Genomic DNA, 19,418 nt, shown 5'->3' on the forward strand with positions numbered 1-19,418 from the left:
AATGATTTGTAGTCCATCATAAAATGCTGATGCAGATCGGTTTGGGGAACCATTGCCGGCGCTTCATCAGGTCGTTACGGCAGTGCCGGTTTGCAGGAGTTCGCGATGCCCACCTTCGAGCACCAGGCAGGTCAGCACGCCGCTGCGATAGGCCCCGGTATCGATGCCGATGCGGTTGTGGCGCAACTCCGGCGCAGCGCTGATGCTGTGTCCATGCACTACCACGGCGCCATGGTCGACTTCGGAATCGAGGAAGGTCTTGCGGATCCACATGCAGTCGCGGGCGCTCTGCGCTTCCAGCGGCACGCCTGGACGCACGCCGCCATGGACGAAGAAATAGTCACCGGCGCGATGGCTGATCCGCAGTCCGCGAAGGAAATCCAGGTGTTCCGCCGGCAGCGCTGCCTCCAGTCCGGCGCGAAGTTCGAGCAACGTGGCATCGTCGCGTGCCAGGCTGTCGGCGATCATCACGCCGTAGGCAGCCATGGCTTCGATACCGCCGTAGTCGAGCCAGTGGCGCCCGGTGTCGACTTCACCGCCGAGGAAGCGCAGCAGCAGGTCTTCGTGGTTGCCCTTGAGCGTGATCCGTTCGAAGCCCGGCGGCAGCCACTCGCACACGCGTTCGACCACGCCGCGCGAGTCCGCGCCGCGGCTGATGTAGTCGCCGAGGTACACCACAATACGGCGGCTCGCCGCGCGGCGATCGGCATCGTCGGCAATCAACCGCTGCATTTCCTGCAGCAGGTCGAGGCAGCCGTGGAGATCGCCGATGGCATAGAGCGCCGTGTCCGGCGGCGCCATCGGCTTCATGTCGGGCGTATTGCGCGGAACCGGCGTCGCGGTCGGTTCTCAGCCGGCGAAGTCGCGCATTTCGGCATAGACCGCCAGCTCCATCTTCAGCATTGCCTCACGCTGCTCGGCCGGCCATTCGTACATCAGGGCCGTGGTGCTGACGCCGGTCCAGGACTGGTCCTTGGCGCCCATCACGTCCATCTCGAAGACGATGATCGCATAGGGGGCCGCGCTGTCGAGGCGCTCCTTGATCTGGCGTGCCTTGCCCTTTACCAGGAAGCTCACGTCGCCCGGACCGATGACCTGGATCGACGCCTGGCCGCCGCGCTGCAGGTTGGTCAGGGACGAGCCGCCGACATCGACGGCGAAACGCAGCCGCCGGTCGTCGAGTGCAACCACCCAGGTGTAGGCCGAGGTGGCGTAGCCGTCGGCGCCGCAACTGAGCAGCAGCGCCGGGGCGCCGGGGCGAAGGTAGCCGACGAGTTTCTGCGGCAGGGTGGGGGTGATGTTGCCTATCATTTCACTTCTCCTAGAATCAGACAGGGGCGGGCGCCGGGCGCCATCGCGTGATCGTGTCCTCGATCACGCCAAAAAACCATTGGTCGGTAAGGGTGCCGCCGTCGGGCGGCGCCTGCATCGGAAGCCGGTCGGCCGCGAACAATCGCACCTCGCTCGCATCGTCGCCGGCGCACAGGCACCCGCCGACCGAACGGGCACGGTAGGCGAGGATCAGCACCTCGACGTCGGCTTGCGAATACACGCCGAGCAGGCCATCGAGTTCGATCTCCAGCCCGCATTCCTCCAGCGCTTCGCGGCACACGGCGGCGGGAACGGATTCGCCGCACTCGACATAGCCGGCGGGTGGGGCCCAATAGCCGGCCAGCGGGGCCTCGCTGCGCCGGATCAACACCAGTTTGCCCTCATGGGCGATCAAGGCCATGCCGACCGGTGCCGGATTGCGCCAGAGCACGAAGCCGCAAGCCGGGCACCGGTCGCGCTGCTTGCCGCCGATCATCGCTGTGGCCAGCGGTGTCGCGCACTGCTGGCAGAAGGCCGTGCTCATGCGATCAGGAGCTGCAGGGTAATGCGATCGCCGTCCGAGAGGTGCAGGACATCGCGTACCGAGACGGGGGCGACGATCTCCAGCTTGTCGGCGGGATAGTCTGGCACCTCGGGTATCACGGCCGCGCCCTGGATGCGGCCATCGATGACGAGGGTGAAGCATTTCGCGGCGCAAAAGCCGGACGGAGGATCGATGGCGATACCCGGCACCTGGTCCATTTCGGTCCGCGCCGCATCCCAATCGGCGCCGGCAAGGCTGAGGTTGAGCGTGCCCGGGTGCGGGGTAAAGCCCAGCTTGCTCTGGAACTGCCGCGCCACCCAGTCCAGGCTTGTGAAGCCCGCGCCCTCACCCAGCCCGCTGCGCAGGCAGCCTTCGAGGATGACGGCGCCGCAGTTCACGACGGGGACTTGGCCTTTTCGCGCTCTTCGTTGCCCGTCCAGCGCTTGAAGAGGTTGAGTTCGACGCCGAGGTCGAACTGGTCGAGCGCCTTGTTCACCGACTGGTCGATGATGTCTTCCAGCGTCTTCGGCCGATGGTAGAACGCCGGCAACGGCGGCACCAGCACCGCGCCGGCTTCGGTGACCTGGCTCATCAGGCGCAGGTGGCCGAGGTGCAGCGGCGTCTCGCGCAGCATCAGCACCGTCTTGCGACGCTCCTTCAGGCAGACGTCGGCGGCGCGGATCAGCAGGTTGGTGTTGAAGGAATTGGCCAGCGCGGAGAGCGTCTTGATCGAGCAGGGCGCGATGACCATGCCGGCGGTCTTGAACGAGCCGGAGGAAATGCAGGCGCCGACATCGTTGATGTCGTGTACATAGCTTGCCAGCCTCTTGACCTGATCCACGGTGTAGTCGGTTTCATAGACTATCGTGCGCTTCGCCGAGTCCGACATCACCAGGTGGGTCTCGACGCCCGCATCCTTCAGCACTTCCAGGATGCGCAGGCCGTAGATCGCGCCGCTTGCTCCGGAAATTCCAACGACCAGCTTCATCTTCTTGTCCTCGTCTGAGGGCCTGTTGGGTGTCGGCGCACGCATCGCCTAGGCCGCAACAAACCCGAGTTCGGCCAGCACGGCCTTTGCCCTGGCCGCTGCGGCGGCCGGAATCGTGATCTTATCGAACTCCGGACCACCTCCGCGCGTCGCGTCCATGCCCATGCGCGAACCCAGGCCGCCGCCGCCGCAGGACGGATCGATCACATAGCCCTCCATGGCGGACAGGATCACCGTGTCGCGGTCGGGCTGGAAGCGCGTCGCCAGCGCCCAGGCGACTTCGCGCGGGTTGCGGATATCGACGTCGTCGTCCACTACGGTCACCAGCTTGACGCGTTTGTCCATGCCGAACACGAGGTGGATCAGGCGCCGCACGTCGGTCGGCTTCGCCTTCGACAGCGCAATGACGGCGGTGAAACCGCAGGTGCCGGTGGTCAGGTCAAGGTCGGCGATGCCAGCCAGCTGGGTGCGCAATTGCCCCAGCAGTTCGGTGCCGGCGGCCAGCGAGAGCAGCGAATCGACGTCGGCGGTCCAGGGGCACAGGGCCGGATAGATGAAGTCGCGGCGGTGGGTGACGGCGGTGACTTCGACCACCGGACTGATGTTGGAAAAGTAATAGCCGGTGTTCTCGCCGAACGGACCTTCGGCTTCGCGAACGCCGGGCAGCACGCGGCCCTCGATGATGATTTCGGCGCGCGCGGGGACATCGACGGCGACGGTCTCGGCGCGGACCATCTCCACCGGGGCCTGACGCAAGGCGCCAGCGATGTCCATCTTGTCCGGTCCCTGTGGCCCGGCCTTGACCACCGCGGCGATCAGCAGCGCCGGCTCGACGCCGAGTGCCACCGCGATGTCCAACGGCCTTCCTGTCGCTTCGGCATTGGCGAGGAAAGTGGATAAGGGCGGATTGGCGAGCAGGATGCCCATTCGATTGCCGCCCTTGACCATCATGCGATGGATGCCCATGCCGCGCCGGCCCGTCTCCGGATCGCTGCACAGCACCACGCCGGTGGTGACGAAGGGTCCGCCGTCGCCGGCGTAGTGGGTCAGCACCGGCAACAGGCTGCCGATATCCAGCGGCCCGGTGTGGCGCACGTCCTTCACCGGCGCGTTGTCGCTTTGGCGTGGGGCGATGCCCTGGCGGGTGCGTTGCAGGTAGGTCGCGTTGAGTTCCGCTTCGGTGGTGTCGAGCGCCTTCGCCACACGGCGGCGGCTGGCGACCAGGTTGCCGATCACCCGTGCGCCGGGATGGCCGGCGACGTTCTCGAACAGCACCGCCGGGCCGTTGGCTGGCATTTCGCGCAACAGCGCCGCCATCTCGTGTTTGGGCGCGAAGGGCTGGCCGACCTTCAGCAGGTCGTTGCCGAGGTCGGCGAGGAAGCTTCGCAGGTCGGGGTAGGCCATGTTTCGGAAAAGTCGGTGGTGGCGCCACGGCGCCACCACCGCTTTCCTTCCTCCCTGATTATGAGTATTGGGGTGGCAGGCGCCGGATTTCCTCGATCACCTTGATCGAGAACTTCGCCGGGCTGAGCTGGCCGCGTCCCATGCGCACCTGGAGCTGGTCCGGAAACTTGTCGAGGGTGCTCGAAACCTGCGCGCGCACGTGCTTGTAGGTGTACTTGTGCATGCCGGGGTTGAGGGTGCGGATGCTGATCTGGATATCCTTGCCTTCGGCGAGCTCGCTCATGTCCATCACGAAAACTTCCCATTGGTTCATTGCATCGTCTCCTTATTTGACCGCCGGATAGCCGTAGGCCGTCCAGTTGGACAGCACCCGTTCCTGGATATCCTTCGGGTACACGTTCTTGAAGCTGACCAGGGTCGGCACATCGTTGGTCTTGTCCCAGTCCACCGGCCACAGGCAGTCGAACAGCACCTTGGAGCCGATCGAATATTTGCGCTCGTGCGGCGTGGCGAAAGGGTAGAGCGGGGTGCCCGTGGTGTTGCGATAGATGTGGATGCCGTTCTCGGGATGGCAGCGCGTGCAGAAGGCGTGATAGACCTCGTCCCAGTTGTAGATGTCGGTCTGGTCGTCCACCACCATGACCATGTGGAACCAGGGGCCGAGCTTGGAGCCGAAGGCCAGTTGCGCGATCTGCTGGGCGATGCCGGTGTAGGCCGGCTTGACGCCGACGATCATCATGTGGTGCGTCGAGCGCGGATGCATGTACACGCCGGTGACCGGGATGCCCTGGCTGCGCAGCAGCTTTTCCAGTTCCAGGCCGAGCGAGAAAGAGCGCAGCAACTGGCCCTCGTCCTGCGGCACGCCCATGTTGGAAATGGTCATGGTCGCGTTGTTGCGATAGGTGATGCAGTTGACGCGGAAGGTGACGCGGAAGTCGCGCGGGCTGGTACGGTAGCCCGTGTATTCGCCGAAGGGGCCTTCCTCGACCTTGTAGTCGGGGCAGATTTCCCCTTCGATGATGATCTCGGCATCGGCCGGCACTTCGAGGTCGTTGGTTTCGCACTTGACCAGGCGCGCCGGCTCGCCCGAAAGCATGCCGACCAGTTCCGGTTCCGGGATCGGCGAAGGCGCGCAGGCCGCCATGGCGGCCAGCGGCGAGAGGCCGATGGCGGTGGCGAAGGGGCAGGAGATGCCGCGCGGCAGGTAGTACTCGGAGAGCTGCTTGCCGAGATCGGAGAAGGGAAAGACCGCGCCCGACATGGTGCGCGAATCGAACATCATCTGCCGGTACATGCCCCAGTTCACGTCGCCGCGCACCGGGTGCTTGGTCACCACCGCGTGCCAGGTGCCGACGTAGCGGCCGCCGTCGCCGTCATGCACCAGCGGCACCGGCAGTTTGCACAGGTCGACGTCGGCGCCCATCAGGATGTTTTCCTTGCAGGGCGCGTCCTTGCGGTCGATCACCACCGGCGCGATCGGCTCGCTGTTGGTGCGTGCGAGGTATTCCTTGCCGATCTCGGGCAGGCTCGACGCCGGGTCCATGCCCAGCGAAATGGCCATGCGGCGATAGGTGGACAGCGGCGCGCCGAAATAGGAAAAACCCGGATAGTCCTTGATCTTTTCCATGAAGGGCGCGGCGGCACCCAGTTCGCAGGCGCGGCGCACGATGGCGCCTGCCTCGTTTTCCCAATCGACTTCCTGCTTGATTCGCACTGCATCGCCGGCTTTGACGCAGGCCTCGATGAACTCGCGGTTGCTTCTCGGTGCTGATATCTTCGACACAATAAACTCCTGTTTGTTGGACGGTTGCAACGTTCGAATCAGGCGATCTTGGACAGAATCTTGTCCCACTTGTCCTGGGCCTTGAGGATCATCTCGGCCACTTCACGCACGGCGCCGTAGCCGCCGCGCGCCTTGGTGACGTAGGCCGCGTGCTTCTTGACGTCCTCGACTGCGTCGCCGACCGCGATGGGCAGCCCGACGCGCTTCATCATCGACAGGTCGACCAGGTCGTCGCCGACATAGGCCACTTGTGCGTCGGTGATGCCCATCTCCTTGAGCATTTCCTCGTAGGGTTCGGTCTTTTTCTTGATGCCTTCGTGGAAGCGCTTGATCTTCAGTTCCTCGGCGCGGTGGCGCACGGCGCCGGATTTCTTCGAGGTGATGATCGCCACCTCGACACCGGACATCATCATGACCACGACGCCCATGCCGTCCTTGATGTCGAAGTTGCGCGATTCCACGCCGTTGTCGTCGATCACGATGCGCCCGTCGGTCATCACGCCATCGACGTCGAGGATGACCAGCTTGATGTCTTTTGCCTTGTCCATAATCTTGTCCTTGAGGTTCGCTGGTCATTCCCGCGAAGGCGGGAATCCAGAAGTCGCCTGGATTCCGGGTTCCACTGCGTGGCCCCGGAATGACGGCGTTGCAATCAGTCGATGCCGTACTCGGCCCAGCGGCCCTTGATCTTGGCCAGCATTTCCTCGTCCATGCGCGCCTCGACCGGCTTCTGCTTCCATTCATAGGGAATGCAGGCGTCCATGATGATGCGCGAGGTGGTCAGCTTGTTCGAGTCGGGGTCGAGCGCCGGGTCGAGCGGCGTCGAGCGGCCGCGCTTCTGGATGTCGGTGCCGCGCGCCGCATCGTAGCGGCAGGATAGCGCCCAGAACACCCGCTGCAGGTCGTCGGCCATGATGTCCTCGTCGACCGTGATGATGCCCTTGATGCCGTAGGACCCCGTGTTGCTGCCGATCACGGCGTTGGCTACCTGGTTGGAATGTCCCGGATACATCTGCTTGACCGAAACCACGGCCCAGAAGCGGCCGGCCGATTCGGGCATGACACACACGGAACTGATGCCGGGAATCTTCATCTGCTCCAGTTCGGTCCACAGCGTGGCGGTGCGGGTGAAGGCCAGCAGCATATGCACGTCGGTCACCGGGCGGCCCTGGCCGGTGGCCCACAGCACGGGATTGTTGCGGTGGAGGATCTGCTTTACCTCCAGTGCCGGCTTGTTGATGACCTTGTGCAATTCATCGGTGTAGTAGCCGGTGTATTCGGCGAAGGGACCTTCGGGGCGGAAATTGTTCGGGTCGATCTCGCCTTCGAGAACGATCTCGGCGCCTGCCGGCACCGGCAGGCCGGTCAGCGGCGCCATGAGGAACTCCGCGGGCTGGCCGCGCACCGTGCCGGTGATGTCGAAGTCGTTGGCACCCTTGTGCATCAGCGTGCCGGCCATGAAGATCAGCGGGTCGCAGCCGATCACGGCGGCGGCCGGCATTTTCTTGCCCAGCTTGGCGTATTTCTTCATGATGCGCTCGCCGCGCTTGCCCGGCAGGATCTGCACGCCGCAGGTCTTGTCGTCGAGCATCTGCATGCGGTAGGTGCCCAGGTTCGTTTCGCCGGTCTCCGGGTCGCGCAGCACCAGGAACACCATGGTGCCGATGTAGCGGCCGCCGTCGAGCGGGAAGAACTTCGGCACCGGGAACATGTTGAGGTCGACCTTGTCGCCGCTGATGATGTTCTCCAGCACCGGGCCGTCCTTGACCTCTTTCGCCTTGATCAGGCCTTCCGAGGTGATGGTCTTCTTCATCCAGGCCCGTGCCGATTCGCACATCGTCAGGTTGTGCGGCAGGCCGAGCATGATCGCGAGGCGCTTGGTGGTGGCGAAGGCGCCGGTGAACACGGGCGAGGAATAGCCCTTGATGTTCTCGAACAGCAGGGCCGGGCCCTTCTTTTCCTCGGTCAGCTTAGACACGTGGGAGATTTCGAGATTCCAGTCGACTTCCGCGGCGACCCGCTTCAGTTCGTTGGCCGCTTCGCATTGGTTGATAAAGTACCTCAGGTCCATCGGGGAGACTCCTTTGTTGGAAAGTGCGTGGTGACGATGCCGGATCAGTGCTTGGCCTGGACGGATTCGATGACGGGAAAGCCGGCGTCCTCGAGCGCCTTGACCACGATCGCGGTGTTCGGGCAATGGAAGCGGACGATGACGCGCTTGTGGTGGTGTTCCTGCGGATTGATGTCCTCGGGCTTGCCGATCGGGTAGATGGCCTGCACTTCGGCGCCGGCCGCTTCGACGATGTCGGTGATGCGGCCGATCATTCCGGGCTTGAGTTCGAGCGGCGCCAGGGTCACGCCGCTGCGCTTTTCCCAGGCGCCAAGGAAATGGGCGGCGAGCGAGAAGACCTCGTTGGCTGAAATGATGCCCACTACCTGGTCCTGATCCATTACCGGCAACTGCGCCACGCCGTTTTCCTGGCCGACCTGCAGGCAGTGTTCCATGGTGTCGTTGGCGTCGATGGTGGTCGGATTGCGCACCATGAGGTCCTTGACCTTGAGCCTGGTGGAAAAGAAGTTGAGCTCGTCCGTGTTCTGCGTACGTAGTGCGAAGTGGGCGGCGCGCAGGCAGTTGGCGCGGGTGATGAGTCCGCGCAGGCGGCCGCCATCAACCACCGGCAGGCCGTGCAAATTGTGTTCGGTGAGGATGCGCTTGGCTTCGGACAGCAGCGTGTCGCCGCTGACCACCATCGGATTGGCTTGCATCCAGTTTCTGACGATCATGCTGGCTACTCCTAACTCAGTTTTTTGCCGGCGATCAGGCTGGAGACGATGAAGTCCATCGCCGACATCGCGCCGCCGCTGGCGGGTGCGCTGGCCTTTTCGGCCCAGATGGTTTCCGGCCGCGCCTGGAGGATGAAAATGTTGCCGCCGGCCGGCAGGTCCTTGTCGATGGCCCACTCGATGTCCATCGGGCGGCCGTAGTGCTTCTCGATCTGCTTGCCCATCCAGGCCAGCTCGGTGATTTCGTCATCGACGATGGACTGGATGTTCTGCCGCTCGAAGGGTACTTCCAGCGCTACCGACTTCTGTTCCTTGAAGTCCACCGTGTAGCACACGGTCTTGGTCGAGATGGTCCGCTCCATGATGTCCAGGGCGACCTTGTTGACCACGAAATGGTCCGGGGTCACTTCGCCGGACACCACCGACTCGCCGAAGCCGAAGTTGGAGTCGATGACGATCACCGAGCGGTCGCCATTGGTCGGGTGGATGGTGAACATCACGCCGGCGGTCAGCGAGTTGGCCATCTTCTGGATGCCGACGCTGATTGCCACCTGCTCGTGGGGGAAACCCATCTTCATGCGGTAGGCGATCGCGCGCCCGGTGTAGAGGCTGGAGATGCAGCGCCGCACGTGGTGCATCACGCTGTCAACGCCGCGTATCCAGAGGTAGGTGTCCTGCTGGCCGGCGAAACTGGCGCCGGGCAGGTCCTCGGCCGTGGCGCTGGAACGCACCGCGACGGGCACGGCCGGAATGCAACTGCGCACCGACAGCTTGCGGTAGGCCTCGGCGATCTGGTCTTCCAGTTCGATCGAGATCGGACGCGACTCGATCATCTCGCGGATGATGCGCGAGGCTTCCTCCAGTTTGTCCATGTCCTGGTGGTCGAGTCCCTTGAGCCGGGCGTTAACCTCGGACTGGATGCCGGCGTCGCGCATGAACTGCGCGTAGCCATGCGTCGTCAGGGCAAAGCCCGGCGGCACGCGCACCCCGGCGTTGATGAGTTCCCCGAGCGAGGAGCACTTGCCCCCCACCAGGGCTACGGAGTCCTTGTTGACCTCCTCGAACCAGCACACGATCGGCTTGGCACTGTCCATTCCCGCCTCCAGTTGAGCTTCTACGACTGCCGAAACGCTACCCATGTTCATTTGTCCTTACGTCAGAACGACACTTCGCAACCGTCATTCCCGCCAATGCGGGAATGACGGAACGACAATGACTTAACGCGTGATGGTGATGGCGCCGGACGAACCGTCGACGCGCAGCATCATTCCGGTCTTGATCACCTTGGTCGAATGCCCGGTACCCACCACCGCCGGCATGCCGTATTCGCGGCAGACGATGGCGGCGTGGCTCATGACCCCGCCGACGTCGGTGACACAGGCCTTGATCTTGGCGAAGGCCGGTGCCCAGGACGGTGAGGTGGTCGGCGCGACCAGGATCTCGCCTTCCAGCAGATCGCGGATGTCCTGCGCGCTGCGGCAGACGCGCGCCCGGCCCTCGACGATGCCGGGGCTGCCGGCAAAGCCCTTGAGCTCGGTGATGCTGTCGGGATCGCCGGCATCCTGCACCGAGGCCCAGTCGGCCAGGGACTTGTTGGTCACGCCCCAGAGCACGATGGTGAAGGGTTCCTGGATCACCTCGGGCGCGATGCCGATGGCCGGCGGCGCGCTCCACTGGCGAAACTTCTCCATCACGCCCTTGCGCCACTCGATTTCCGTCGGCCAGGTGAAGGTGCCGCGCGGCTTGACGCCGGTGGCCCAGGCGGTAACGACGTCCCACAAGGCCTGCTTGATCTCGTCGCGGCGCATGTACCAGATGTCCTCGATGTCGTTGATCATGCCGTGGTCCTTCATGATCGCCGCGACTTCGCGCATCTTGTTCCAGAACACCGAGTGGAACCAGTGCTCGACGTAGAACAGGTGGTTCTCGACGTAGGGGAACACGGTCTTGGCGCAGCCCAGCAGCTCGTCGAACTGCTTGAGGTCGGCTTCGTTGGTGATCAGCGCGCGGTACTCGGCAGTGATGCGGTCGCGTTCGGCGCGCACGGCTTCGACCGGTCGGTCGATGCTGACGCCGGCCTTGATCTTGCCGATGTAGGTCTGGATGCCGGACAGCGGAATGTCGAGCGTGTCGTTCCAGCTGCGATCAGTATGGAACCAGCCGGTGCCGGTGGAGATGTTGAACCACGGATAGCGGGCCTTTTCGAACGCGGCCAGCCATTCGGCGCCCTTGGGCAGCTTTTCGACGGCGAGCTTGACGGCGACCCAGTCACGGTTGCCGACCACGGCCGCGTCGACGCCCAGCGCGACAGCCTTCTTCGCCAGCTCCTTCAATTCGTCGTCCGGCTTGTACATGATCACGTCGATGCCCGAGATCATCTGCGTGATGCGCTGCAGCGGGATCGAGGGAAACAGCTTCTGCGTGAAGTCCATGAAGAAGACATAGGCCGCATAGCCGAGGTTGAGGAACTCGAAGTGATACTGCCAGCACTTGATGCCGAGGTTGATCAGATCGTCGTAGTTCTTGATCAGGTGGTAGCCCTTGGATTCGCCGATGGCGTCATTAACCACCGAGATGTCCTCGAGGTCGGGCAGGGGCGATATCTTCAGGTCTTCCAGCTCCTTGATGGTGGCCTCCATCTTGACCTTCCACTTGGCCTCCAGTGCATCCCAGTTCTTGTAGTAGTAACCCGCGCGCTCCATGAAGTTCGGCACCCGGCTGCCGATCTCGGCGCCGTCCTTGACCGGCACCGGCGAGATGTAGACATAGCCGTTGATCATCCGATGGTCGACGCCGCGTACCGGCGGCACCTGGAAGATGCGGTTGTTGAACTGCGACAGGGCGAGGAACCAGGCTTCGTCCCAGATCGTGTCGAAGGGATACAGCGGCTCCGGGTAATGCAGGCCGTCGTAGAACCAGAACGTTTCCTTTTCGTACTTGTTGCGCTCGGGGTCGTCGGTGACGAACTGGTACTGGTACGGATACATCCGCTCCCAGCCTTCGGTACCGGGAATCGTGGCGGCTTTTACATCGTGCGGCACTGGAAACTTCATTGAATGTCTCCTTCTGTAGTTGTTTTGAACGTCGGATTGTTTGGTCCCGGAAATGTCCGGAGCGATAGTTCTATAGCAAGCGACGGGCCACCCGGCTTGTGGCGGTGCAATAAATTCCGCCCGGTGAAAGCGGGCGACCGCGGCGCAATGAAGGTGACAGGATGCGATCCGGCATTTTGCGCGCGCAGCAAAAATGACATGCAAAAGTCGGCGCTGGCGCCACGGCGAGGCTCGGACGAAAATCGACCCTTGATCATTTGGTAAACATTTCGGCCGCCGATATCGCCAATTGATGTTTCCATCAGTTGCCGCGATGGCTCCCGTACTCCGGTTCCGGATTCCGGATTCCGCTATCGCGGCCCCGGAATGACGGGCCTTTGACTGGACTGTTTGACATCCATCAAGGCAGGGTTCACGATCCACGGGTAAAAGGGCCGGCCGAGGAGGAGAGCGAGGCTATGACCAAACTCCGCAGCGTAGGACGCAACACCAGCGAGGATCTGCGCGCCCGCGTGCATTTCTGCGCCGAGACCGGGCAGATCTGGCTGCACGAACACCGCATGCTGCTGGTGCATGCCGAGGCGCAGGCGACCCTGCGCAAGGAACTGATCGACACCCTGGGCATGGAACGCGCGCGCGGCCTGCTGACGCGCATGGGCTACGCCTCCGGCGTGCGCGACGCCGAACTGGCGCGCACCCGCGCCGAGGATTCGAGCGACCTCGAAGCCTTCATGACCGGCCCGCAACTGCACACCCTCGAAGGCATCGTCCGCGTCACCCCGATCACGCTCGAACTCAACCGCCATGCCGGCAAGTTCCACGCCGAGTTCCTCTGGGAGCATTCCTGGGAAGGCCAGTGGCACCGCCACCATTACGGTATCCACAGCGAGCCGGTGTGCTGGACCCAGATCGGCTACGCCTGTGGCTATACCTCGGCCTTCATGGGGCGCACCATCCTCTACAAGGAGGTCGAGTGCACCGGCATGGGCCACAACAACTGCCGCATAGTCGGCAAGCCCGCCGAGGAATGGGACGACGCCGCCGAGCAGATGCGCTACTTCAACGGCGAGTCGATCGCCGACCAGTTGATCGACCTGCAGACCCAGGTGGTGCAACTGCGCTCTTCGATCGGCGACCGCGACCAGATGCCGGAGGACGTCACCGGCGCCTCGCCCGGATTTCGCGCCGCCTACGAACTGCTCAAGCAGGCCGCCGGCAGCCACATCAGCGTGCTGCTGCGCGGCGAAACCGGCGTCGGCAAGGAAGTTTTCGCCCGCAGCCTGCACGAGATGAGCGCGCGCCGCGACAAGTCTTTCGTCGCCGTCAATTGCGCCGCTATCCCGCACGAACTGGTCGAATCCGAACTCTTCGGCGTCGAGAAGGGCGCCTTTACCGGCGCGCTGGTGTCGCGACCCGGACGCTTCGAGCGCGCCGACGGCGGCACCCTGTTCCTCGACGAGATCGGCGACCTGCCGGCCTCGGCCCAGGCCAAACTGCTGCGCGTGCTGCAGGAAGGCGAGATCGAGCGCCTGGGCGACCAGAAGACGCGCAAGATCAACGTGCGCGTGGTGGCCGCCACCAATGCCAACCTGCAACAACTGGTCAAGGAAGGGCGCTTCCGCTCCGATCTGTTCTACCGCCTCAACGCCTACCAAATCGTCATACCGCCGCTGCGCGAGCGCAAGCAGGACATCCCGCTGCTGGCCAAGCATTTCCTCGCCAAGCACTCCGCCATCCACGGCAAGAAGCTGCGCGGCTTCACCGACAAGGCCAAGCGCGCGCTGCTTTCCTACCCCTGGCCGGGCAACATCCGCGAACTGCAGAATTCCGTCGAGCGCGGCGTAATTCTCGCCCCCAGCGGAACCCGCATCGAGGTCAGCCACCTGTTCATGTCCTGCGGCGACGTTCAGCCGCAAGAGTTCGGCCTCGGCTCCACCGGCAACGTCGACATCAACTGCTGGGAAACCGGCAAGGACCTGCGCGAAGCCGTGTTCAACGGATCGCTCACGCTCGACCAGGTCGAGGCCATGCTGCTGGAAACCGCCGTGGACAAGGCGCGCGGCAACCTCTCCTCGGCGGCGCGAATGCTGGGCCTGACCCGGCCGCAGATTGCGTATCGCCTGAAGCGCCTGCACGAAGGCAAGGACGCCGGCGTCCCGGCCTACGACGGCATCGATTCGCCGCGCGCCGGCCTGTCCTGATGGCCGCGCCTCGGCTGCCGGCCGACGCGGCAGCCTATCTCGCCGAGCACCATGTCATGACGCTGGCCACCCAGGGCGCCGCCGGCCCCTGGGCCGCCGCCGTGTTCTATGCCTGGGACGGCGCCTCGCTAATCTTCCTTTCCTCGGCCAAGTCGCGCCATGCCGGCGACCTCGCCGCCGACCCGCGCTGCGCCGCCACCATCCAGGAAGACTACAGCGACTGGCCGCGCATCAAGGGCATCCAGCTCGAAGGGCGGGTCGCCCGCCTTGGCGGCGCCGACGAAGCCGAGGCGCGCCGTCAGTACGGCGAAAAGTTCCCCATCGCCCGCCCGCTGGCCAAACTGCCGCCCGCCATCGTCGAAGCCTTCGCCCGCGTGAACTGGTACCGCCTCACGCCCAGCCGCATGTACTTCATCGACAACAGCAAGGGCTTCGGGCACCGGGACGAAATCGGGCTGGGCGGCTGAGGGGGTAGGGCGTTTCTCCCGGTGGGGAGTCGCGCCATCAACGCGTCAGCGGTTTAGTTCAACGTGAAGGTGACCGGCGCTGCGCGGCATTATTGCGCAGCGTACAGAGAGCGAAGCGAACGGGGTCGACCTCAAGGTTAGGCCCCACTTTCTGGCCCTTGAACTATATTGCCGGCAACTGCGCTGCCCGCCTGCCAAGCGGCAACAAGTGTGCGGCCCTTCTCGGTGAGTTCTACCTCGAACGAAGGCATGGAACTTCCCCAGGAGTTGACACCCGAGTAGTGCTTAGATATTTGAATGATGCCCGACGTAATTAGGCCGGCAAGTGCCGGTAGTCCGTCCCCAGTGAAGCGAAACGGCAGACTTAGCTTTCCTGGTTTTGACTCCCGTGTGCGCATCTCGTCGCTAGCAAGGACGAGGAGTAAATCGGCCGTTCCGTGATTCGCGGTGTTGAGGGCGACCAACAGGCTCTTCCAGGTCTGGATCGCCTCTTCAGGGATATGGCCGTAGGTGTGCAGCGAGTGACAGTTGGGGCATAGAGCTAGAAGATTGCTTTGATCGTTCTGGCCACCGTCCTTGACCCACACGATGTGGTGCAACTCCAGCGTGAGGATATGTCGACAAGTTGGATTTGCGCACTTATACCCTGCTTCGAGTAGCACGAGGGCCCGAACCGTGTCAGAAATACGTGTGCGTGGCATAGGGTTTGTCGTGGGGTCTACGTTAAATGTGGAAGCCTATCGACGGAATGCTTTCCATCATGACGGGAAGCTTTTCATCAATAGTGACGAATAAAAATCCGGCACCTGCAGGCGTGCTGATTGGGATCAGTCGCTTAGATCAGAATAGTGGGGCTTGAATCGGGCAAGGAAAGTTGGCGACCGGGACAGATTGCGAAACAGGCAATCAGAGTACGCCAACGGCAAGTTCTCGTCCAGCATAGGCACCGGCTAGGTGAATGGGCAGGTCTAGAAGTCGCCCCTGTGCCCGCCGCCGCCGCGGCGCCGTCCCGCCAGCGCCGACTTTCCCCCGGACAGGTCTGACCAAAGGGGTCATTCGATATTGTAAGCATATGACATGCCACTCCGCCCGGCCCGGCGGTCAACGCGAAAGCCAGGGATTCAGCGTAGCGGCGCCGGTGGGTTCGAAGTCGGCGGTGTTGCGGGTCACCACGGTCATGCCGTGGACGAGGGCGGTAGCGGCAATCATCCCGTCGCGCACGGGACGCGGATCGGGAATATGCAGTTGGGCACTGCGCAGAGCCACTGCGACATCGACGGCAAGAATCCGGTTGTCGAAGGCGGGCAGCACGTGACGGTGGACCCAGGTGCGCAGCAGAGATCCCTGTTTCGGGTCGCGACGCTCAACGAGGAGGAGGCCAATTTCGAGTTCCTGAACCGTGATGACTGAAATGAAGAGTTCATTCGCATCCACGCTGTCTGCCCACTTGGCGACATTGCGGGCGGCCTTGCCGGAACGGACCTTGCGCAGTTCGGAAACGACATTCGTGTCGAGCAGGTACATCAGGCGAGGTCGGCGGCTTGTGCGAGGTCGGGCGCCTTCGGGGCATCGAAATCGATGTCTTCGACGCCAGTCATCGACAGCAGGTCGGCGATACGGGTGCGCCCACGGGTGAGGCGCTTGTAGTCTTCGAAGCTCAAAAGAACGTGAGCGGGTCGTCCGCGATCGGTGATCACGACCGGGCCGGACTTCGCAGCCTTTTTGGCTTTGCTTGCATCCTGGTTGAATTCACGGCTGGAAAGGGTTGTGAGGGTCATGGCCTTACCTCTTGTCCAATGAATGTAGGTACGTTACCACAAACTAAGGCCGTTCGCGTTGAGCTTGTCGAAACGCAAGCCAGTCAATTCAAGGGCTTCGACCGTTCGACAAGCTCACGGCTCAGCCCGAACGGTTTGACTTGCTCAGCGTTTTCCTGGGCAAGTTTGGCGAAAAGTCGGCGCTGGCGGTACGGCGATCGTTGCTGGTAGCAGGAAAGAAAAGGCCCGTTCATTCGAACGGACCTAGATCTCTCTCGCGTTAGTGGAGCGGGGCGAACTATCGCGCGCAACTCCGGCGCCGTCGCGCCAGCCCGACCAAGCCGAGGCCGGCGAGGAGCATGGCGTAGGTTTCTGGTTCGGGCACGGCGGTGACCGCAACGCCGATGTCACCCTCATGGACGGCGATCGCCAGCCGCTGGCCGCTCAGGTCGACCTTGCTGAACATGAACTGGCCGCCATCGGCGGGAACGAAGGCCCAGGCATAGACGGTGTTCGGCGCGTACTCCTGGCCGAACCAGTAGTAGGTCGCCAGGGTCGGGGTGATCAGGTCTTCGAAGTTGCTGAAGTTGCCGGTGTTGGTAAGGCCGTAGTCGATGCCCATGATGCCGGGTCGCACGGCGCCGGCGGTGGTGTATTTGCCGACATTGCCGAGCGTTTCGTGGAACAGGTGGGCCAGTTCGCTATACACCGTGGCGCCGGACTTGGTCAGGGAATTGTGGCCACAGTCGGTGCCGCCGGCGAAGCTGAAGTTGCAGCCGGCCGTTCCGGTGTCGAGCATCTTCGGCAGGCGCCATTCGGTGTAGCCGCCGAGGGCGAGGTTTCCCGCCCAGGACATCGCCGCGCCCCAGGTCAGGTTGCCGCCGGCGTAGACGTAGGGCACCTGGTTGGCGTTGGCCAGGTTGGCATTGGCGTCGGCCAGCCAGGTGATGTTGAGCACGGTGTCGTAGAAGGCATCGGCGACGTTGTCGCCGGTGAGGTCGCGCGCCTGCAGGGTGGATTCCCAGGTGCCCTGGCCGGGGATCGGGCCGGCCAGCGCCGGCGCGGCGATCAGGATCGGGACAAGGGCGCAGCCGGTGCGCAGGATTCGGAATCGGGCCATCGTGTGTCTCCTCGGGCAGGGGGCCGATGGCGCCGAGTCTAAGGGCGGCGCGGGTGCCGGCGCAATAGTTCGTTCGGGCTATCCAAAGGGGATTTTCGGCGGAATCACTTGAGGCTTCTATAAAACCTGTCATTTCTGACAGGTGCTTTCCTGCGCCGGACCTGATAAGTTCCGGCCATTCAAATTGCGTGCGCCGCCGGCGCGGCCTTCCATCAGGTTTCCACTGAATTCAATGTCATGAACACAAGCAAGGTACTCAAGAAGATCGCGGACGAGATCGGCACCGGGCGGCAGGACCTGGAGGTTTGGACCTGGGCGCTGGCGGAAGCCGGCGGCGACGGCGAGAAGGCCGCGGCGCACTACGTGCAGCGGCGCATGGCGGCCCTCGCGGCAAAGGAGCCGGAGCCGGATTCCCCCGAGGCCAAGTTGGCCCGCCTGCGCGCGGAGATTCGCCGGCAACTGGCGCTGCAAAACCGCAAGTCGCTGTACTCGGTGCTGGGCGTGCCGGCCGATGCGGGCGACACGGAGATCGCGCGGACCATCGCGCTGCGGGTCGATGCGGGGGCGTCGCTCGATGCCGAAACGCGCTACGCGGTGGAAATCCTCGGCAATCCGCAAGCGCGCGAGCAGTTCGACAGGAACCTGCTGGGCCAGTTGAGCACCCGCTTCGTCGCCGCCGCGCGGACGAGCGACATGGCCGACCCCGAACCGGTCGTCTCGCGCGGCGCCCGCTGGCAGGCGTGGCTGGCGGTTGGGCTGGTGGTGCTCGGCGCCGGCTACCTGTGGCAGGGCCACAGCCGCGACATGGCGGAACGCGAAGTGCGCCTGAAGGAAGTCGAGGCGCACAAGGAGGAGGTTCGCCTCAAGGCCCAGGCCACCGAGCGGCTGGTCGAAACCCGTGCCATGCAGGTCGAGGCCTCGATCGAGCAGCAGCAGCGGGCCAACGAGCAGCGCGAACGGATGGTGCAGGAATCCATCCAGCGCCAGGACCGGCAGAACTTCGAATCGGCGCTGCGCCAGGAACAGCGTGCGGAGCAGGCGGAACAGCGTCGGGTACAGGCCGAACAGGCGCGGACGCTGGCGGAAATCCGGCGCCGCGATGCCGAAGCCCAGGCGGCGACGCGGGTGATCCGGCAACAGGCGATCCAGGATGCGATGGCGCGCGGCAACCACAACGAGGCGCAACGCCTGCGCAGCCAGCAATATTGAGCTCCGGCGTCCGGGCGCAGGAAAGTCGGTGCCCCACCAAGACGACTTCCTCCGGCCGCAGGCGCTGCGGCGCGCGGGCGCGGTCGGGGGCTCTCGCAGTACTATCCGTCCTCCATCTACCTACGGAATCGTTCCCATGAATCAGGAAACCCGCTGGAATACGCGCTACCGCGATGCCGGCGACGACTACCTGTTCGGCACCGAGCCGAACCGCTTCCTGGCGCATCGCGCCGACTTGTTGCGCAATGGCCGCTCGGCCCTGTGCGTGGCCGATGGCGAGGGGCGCAATTCGGTCTGGCTGGCGGAGCAGGGGCTGGAGGTCACCGCCGTTGAGATATCCTCCTTCGCCGTGGAAAAGGCGCGCCGGCTGGCCGCCGGGCGCGGCGTCGATATCCGTTTCGAGCTGGTCGACATGCTGGCGCCGGGCTGGCCGCCGGCGCCGCTGCACGGCCTGTTCGACTGGGTGATCGGCGTCTTCATCCAGTTCACCGGCGCCGTCGATCGCGCGCGGCAGTTCGCGGCGATGAAGCAACTGACTGCCCGCGGCGGACGCATCCTGTTGCAGGGGTACACCCCAAAGCAACTCGAGTACGGCACCGGCGGCCCCGGCGTGCTCGAAAACCTCTATACCGCCGACATCCTGCGCGCAGCCTTTGCCGACTGGGTCGTCGAGGAACTGGTCGAGTACGAGGACGAGATCGTCGAGGGCTTTGGCCACAAGGGGCGCTCGGCGCTGATCGGGCTGGTTGCGCGCAAGCCCTGAGCGGCGGGGGATTGCGGGCAATGCAAGTCGGCGC

Annotated in this window: 22 protein-coding genes; 4 read left to right on the plus strand and 18 right to left on the minus strand. The window is 64.0% G+C overall.

Annotated elements, in window-relative coordinates:
- Window positions 1-66: 66 nt before the first annotated feature.
- The 14 genes from J0M27_RS03170 to J0M27_RS03235 form a co-directional block, all read right to left on the minus strand.
- A complete protein-coding gene (locus tag J0M27_RS03170) occupies window positions 67-810 on the minus strand; it encodes a metallophosphoesterase (protein WP_294987376.1) in 744 nt (247 codons plus the stop codon).
- 39 nt (window positions 811-849) lie between these two features.
- Window positions 850-1,311 carry a pyridoxamine 5'-phosphate oxidase family protein gene (locus tag J0M27_RS03175; RefSeq protein WP_294987378.1) on the minus strand — a complete coding sequence of 154 codons (462 nt, stop codon included), beginning with the start codon at window positions 1,309-1,311 and terminating at the stop codon, window positions 850-852.
- A 16-nt stretch (window positions 1,312-1,327) separates the two neighbouring features.
- Window positions 1,328-1,855, minus strand: coding sequence for an NUDIX hydrolase (locus J0M27_RS03180; protein ID WP_294987380.1), 528 nt, complete (start codon window positions 1,853-1,855; stop codon window positions 1,328-1,330).
- On the minus strand, window positions 1,852-2,253 hold the full coding sequence (locus J0M27_RS03185; protein WP_294987382.1) for a CTP-dependent riboflavin kinase: 402 nt from the start codon (window positions 2,251-2,253) through the stop codon (window positions 1,852-1,854). Before J0M27_RS03185 ends, J0M27_RS03180 begins: the two co-directional genes overlap by 4 nt.
- A complete protein-coding gene (locus tag J0M27_RS03190) occupies window positions 2,250-2,843 on the minus strand; it encodes a UbiX family flavin prenyltransferase (RefSeq protein ID WP_294987384.1) in 594 nt (197 codons plus the stop codon). Before J0M27_RS03190 ends, J0M27_RS03185 begins: the two co-directional genes overlap by 4 nt.
- Window positions 2,844-2,891: 48 nt before the next feature.
- Window positions 2,892-4,247: a UbiD family decarboxylase gene (locus J0M27_RS03195; RefSeq protein WP_294987386.1), complete on the minus strand. Its 1,356-nt coding sequence runs from the start codon at window positions 4,245-4,247 to the stop codon at window positions 2,892-2,894.
- Window positions 4,248-4,305: 58 nt separating this feature from the next.
- On the minus strand, window positions 4,306-4,560 hold the full coding sequence (gene ppcG, locus J0M27_RS03200; RefSeq protein WP_294987388.1) for a phenylphosphate carboxylase subunit gamma: 255 nt from the start codon (window positions 4,558-4,560) through the stop codon (window positions 4,306-4,308).
- Window positions 4,561-4,572: 12 nt separating this feature from the next.
- Window positions 4,573-6,030: a phenylphosphate carboxylase subunit alpha gene (gene ppcA / locus J0M27_RS03205; RefSeq protein ID WP_294987390.1), complete on the minus strand. Its 1,458-nt coding sequence runs from the start codon at window positions 6,028-6,030 to the stop codon at window positions 4,573-4,575.
- A gap of 38 nt (window positions 6,031-6,068) precedes the next feature.
- Window positions 6,069-6,578: a phenylphosphate carboxylase subunit delta gene (gene ppcD, locus J0M27_RS03210; protein ID WP_294987392.1), complete on the minus strand. Its 510-nt coding sequence runs from the start codon at window positions 6,576-6,578 to the stop codon at window positions 6,069-6,071.
- A gap of 104 nt (window positions 6,579-6,682) precedes the next feature.
- Window positions 6,683-8,101 (minus strand): phenylphosphate carboxylase subunit beta, encoded by a 1,419-nt coding sequence (ppcB, locus tag J0M27_RS03215; protein ID WP_294987394.1) that lies wholly within the window; start codon window positions 8,099-8,101, stop codon window positions 6,683-6,685.
- Window positions 8,102-8,145: 44 nt separating this feature from the next.
- Window positions 8,146-8,814 carry a CBS domain-containing protein gene (locus J0M27_RS03220; RefSeq protein WP_294987396.1) on the minus strand — a complete coding sequence of 223 codons (669 nt, stop codon included), beginning with the start codon at window positions 8,812-8,814 and terminating at the stop codon, window positions 8,146-8,148.
- 11 nt (window positions 8,815-8,825) lie between these two features.
- Window positions 8,826-9,908 carry a PEP/pyruvate-binding domain-containing protein gene (locus tag J0M27_RS03225; RefSeq protein ID WP_294987398.1) on the minus strand — a complete coding sequence of 361 codons (1,083 nt, stop codon included), beginning with the start codon at window positions 9,906-9,908 and terminating at the stop codon, window positions 8,826-8,828.
- A gap of 123 nt (window positions 9,909-10,031) precedes the next feature.
- Window positions 10,032-11,867 carry a PEP-utilizing enzyme gene (locus J0M27_RS03230; protein WP_294987400.1) on the minus strand — a complete coding sequence of 612 codons (1,836 nt, stop codon included), beginning with the start codon at window positions 11,865-11,867 and terminating at the stop codon, window positions 10,032-10,034.
- Window positions 11,864-12,169, minus strand: coding sequence for a hypothetical protein (locus J0M27_RS03235; protein WP_294987402.1), 306 nt, complete (start codon window positions 12,167-12,169; stop codon window positions 11,864-11,866). The genes J0M27_RS03230 and J0M27_RS03235 overlap by 4 nt, the downstream gene beginning before the upstream one ends.
- Window positions 12,170-12,325: 156 nt before the next feature.
- Between J0M27_RS03235 and J0M27_RS03240 the strand changes: the two genes are divergently transcribed.
- Both J0M27_RS03240 and J0M27_RS03245 read left to right on the plus strand, forming a co-directional pair.
- Window positions 12,326-14,068: a sigma-54-dependent Fis family transcriptional regulator gene (locus tag J0M27_RS03240; RefSeq protein ID WP_294987404.1), complete on the plus strand. Its 1,743-nt coding sequence runs from the start codon at window positions 12,326-12,328 to the stop codon at window positions 14,066-14,068.
- Window positions 14,068-14,535, plus strand: coding sequence for a pyridoxamine 5'-phosphate oxidase family protein (locus tag J0M27_RS03245; RefSeq protein ID WP_294987406.1), 468 nt, complete (start codon window positions 14,068-14,070; stop codon window positions 14,533-14,535). The genes J0M27_RS03240 and J0M27_RS03245 overlap by 1 nt, the downstream gene beginning before the upstream one ends.
- A 137-nt stretch (window positions 14,536-14,672) precedes the next feature.
- Here the strand turns inward: J0M27_RS03245 and J0M27_RS03250 are convergent, their stop codons facing one another.
- From J0M27_RS03250 to J0M27_RS03265, 4 genes are all read right to left on the minus strand, one after another.
- Window positions 14,673-15,236: an HNH endonuclease signature motif containing protein gene (locus J0M27_RS03250; RefSeq protein WP_294987408.1), complete on the minus strand. Its 564-nt coding sequence runs from the start codon at window positions 15,234-15,236 to the stop codon at window positions 14,673-14,675.
- Window positions 15,237-15,636: 400 nt separating this feature from the next.
- Window positions 15,637-16,059, minus strand: coding sequence for a type II toxin-antitoxin system VapC family toxin (locus J0M27_RS03255; RefSeq protein ID WP_294987410.1), 423 nt, complete (start codon window positions 16,057-16,059; stop codon window positions 15,637-15,639).
- Window positions 16,059-16,313, minus strand: coding sequence for a type II toxin-antitoxin system prevent-host-death family antitoxin (locus J0M27_RS03260; RefSeq protein WP_294987412.1), 255 nt, complete (start codon window positions 16,311-16,313; stop codon window positions 16,059-16,061). Before J0M27_RS03260 ends, J0M27_RS03255 begins: the two co-directional genes overlap by 1 nt.
- Window positions 16,314-16,590: 277 nt before the next feature.
- Window positions 16,591-17,412 carry a PEP-CTERM sorting domain-containing protein gene (locus tag J0M27_RS03265; protein WP_294987414.1) on the minus strand — a complete coding sequence of 274 codons (822 nt, stop codon included), beginning with the start codon at window positions 17,410-17,412 and terminating at the stop codon, window positions 16,591-16,593.
- Window positions 17,413-17,649: 237 nt separating this feature from the next.
- On the opposite strand from J0M27_RS03265, the gene J0M27_RS03270 reads away from it, so the two are divergent.
- Window positions 17,650-18,621 carry a hypothetical protein gene (locus tag J0M27_RS03270; protein WP_294987416.1) on the plus strand — a complete coding sequence of 324 codons (972 nt, stop codon included), beginning with the start codon at window positions 17,650-17,652 and terminating at the stop codon, window positions 18,619-18,621.
- 136 nt (window positions 18,622-18,757) lie between these two features.
- Complete coding sequence (locus J0M27_RS03275; protein ID WP_294987419.1) at window positions 18,758-19,384, plus strand: class I SAM-dependent methyltransferase; 627 nt, start codon at window positions 18,758-18,760, stop codon at window positions 19,382-19,384.
- Window positions 19,385-19,418 lie beyond the last annotated feature (34 nt).

The organism is Sulfuritalea sp., from assembly GCF_017302275.1.
Taxonomy (GTDB): Bacteria; Pseudomonadota; Gammaproteobacteria; order Burkholderiales; family Rhodocyclaceae; genus Sulfuritalea.

Excerpts from the sequence above, each read along its gene's own strand:
- ppcG (WP_294987388.1), bottom strand. The coding sequence starts at position 4,560 with ATGAACCAATGGGAAGTTTTCGTGATGGACATGAGCGAGCTCGCCGAA.
- J0M27_RS03230 (WP_294987400.1), bottom strand. The coding sequence starts at position 11,867 with ATGAAGTTTCCAGTGCCGCACGATGTAAAAGCCGCCACGATTCCCGGT.
- J0M27_RS03245 (WP_294987406.1), top strand. The coding sequence starts at position 14,068 with ATGGCCGCGCCTCGGCTGCCGGCCGACGCGGCAGCCTATCTCGCCGAG.
- ppcD (WP_294987392.1), bottom strand. The coding sequence starts at position 6,578 with ATGGACAAGGCAAAAGACATCAAGCTGGTCATCCTCGACGTCGATGGC.
- J0M27_RS03265 (WP_294987414.1), bottom strand. The coding sequence starts at position 17,412 with ATGGCCCGATTCCGAATCCTGCGCACCGGCTGCGCCCTTGTCCCGATC.
- J0M27_RS03250 (WP_294987408.1), bottom strand. The coding sequence starts at position 15,236 with ATGCCACGCACACGTATTTCTGACACGGTTCGGGCCCTCGTGCTACTC.
- J0M27_RS03260 (WP_294987412.1), bottom strand. The coding sequence starts at position 16,313 with ATGACCCTCACAACCCTTTCCAGCCGTGAATTCAACCAGGATGCAAGC.
- ppcB (WP_294987394.1), bottom strand. The coding sequence starts at position 8,101 with ATGGACCTGAGGTACTTTATCAACCAATGCGAAGCGGCCAACGAACTG.
- J0M27_RS03180 (WP_294987380.1), bottom strand. The coding sequence starts at position 1,855 with ATGAGCACGGCCTTCTGCCAGCAGTGCGCGACACCGCTGGCCACAGCG.
- J0M27_RS03220 (WP_294987396.1), bottom strand. The coding sequence starts at position 8,814 with ATGATCGTCAGAAACTGGATGCAAGCCAATCCGATGGTGGTCAGCGGC.
- J0M27_RS03225 (WP_294987398.1), bottom strand. The coding sequence starts at position 9,908 with ATGGACAGTGCCAAGCCGATCGTGTGCTGGTTCGAGGAGGTCAACAAG.
- J0M27_RS03275 (WP_294987419.1), top strand. The coding sequence starts at position 18,758 with ATGAATCAGGAAACCCGCTGGAATACGCGCTACCGCGATGCCGGCGAC.
- J0M27_RS03240 (WP_294987404.1), top strand. The coding sequence starts at position 12,326 with ATGACCAAACTCCGCAGCGTAGGACGCAACACCAGCGAGGATCTGCGC.
- J0M27_RS03270 (WP_294987416.1), top strand. The coding sequence starts at position 17,650 with ATGAACACAAGCAAGGTACTCAAGAAGATCGCGGACGAGATCGGCACC.
- J0M27_RS03170 (WP_294987376.1), bottom strand. The coding sequence starts at position 810 with ATGAAGCCGATGGCGCCGCCGGACACGGCGCTCTATGCCATCGGCGAT.
- J0M27_RS03175 (WP_294987378.1), bottom strand. The coding sequence starts at position 1,311 with ATGATAGGCAACATCACCCCCACCCTGCCGCAGAAACTCGTCGGCTAC.
- J0M27_RS03255 (WP_294987410.1), bottom strand. The coding sequence starts at position 16,059 with ATGTACCTGCTCGACACGAATGTCGTTTCCGAACTGCGCAAGGTCCGT.
- J0M27_RS03235 (WP_294987402.1), bottom strand. The coding sequence starts at position 12,169 with ATGGAAACATCAATTGGCGATATCGGCGGCCGAAATGTTTACCAAATG.
- J0M27_RS03195 (WP_294987386.1), bottom strand. The coding sequence starts at position 4,247 with ATGGCCTACCCCGACCTGCGAAGCTTCCTCGCCGACCTCGGCAACGAC.
- J0M27_RS03190 (WP_294987384.1), bottom strand. The coding sequence starts at position 2,843 with ATGAAGCTGGTCGTTGGAATTTCCGGAGCAAGCGGCGCGATCTACGGC.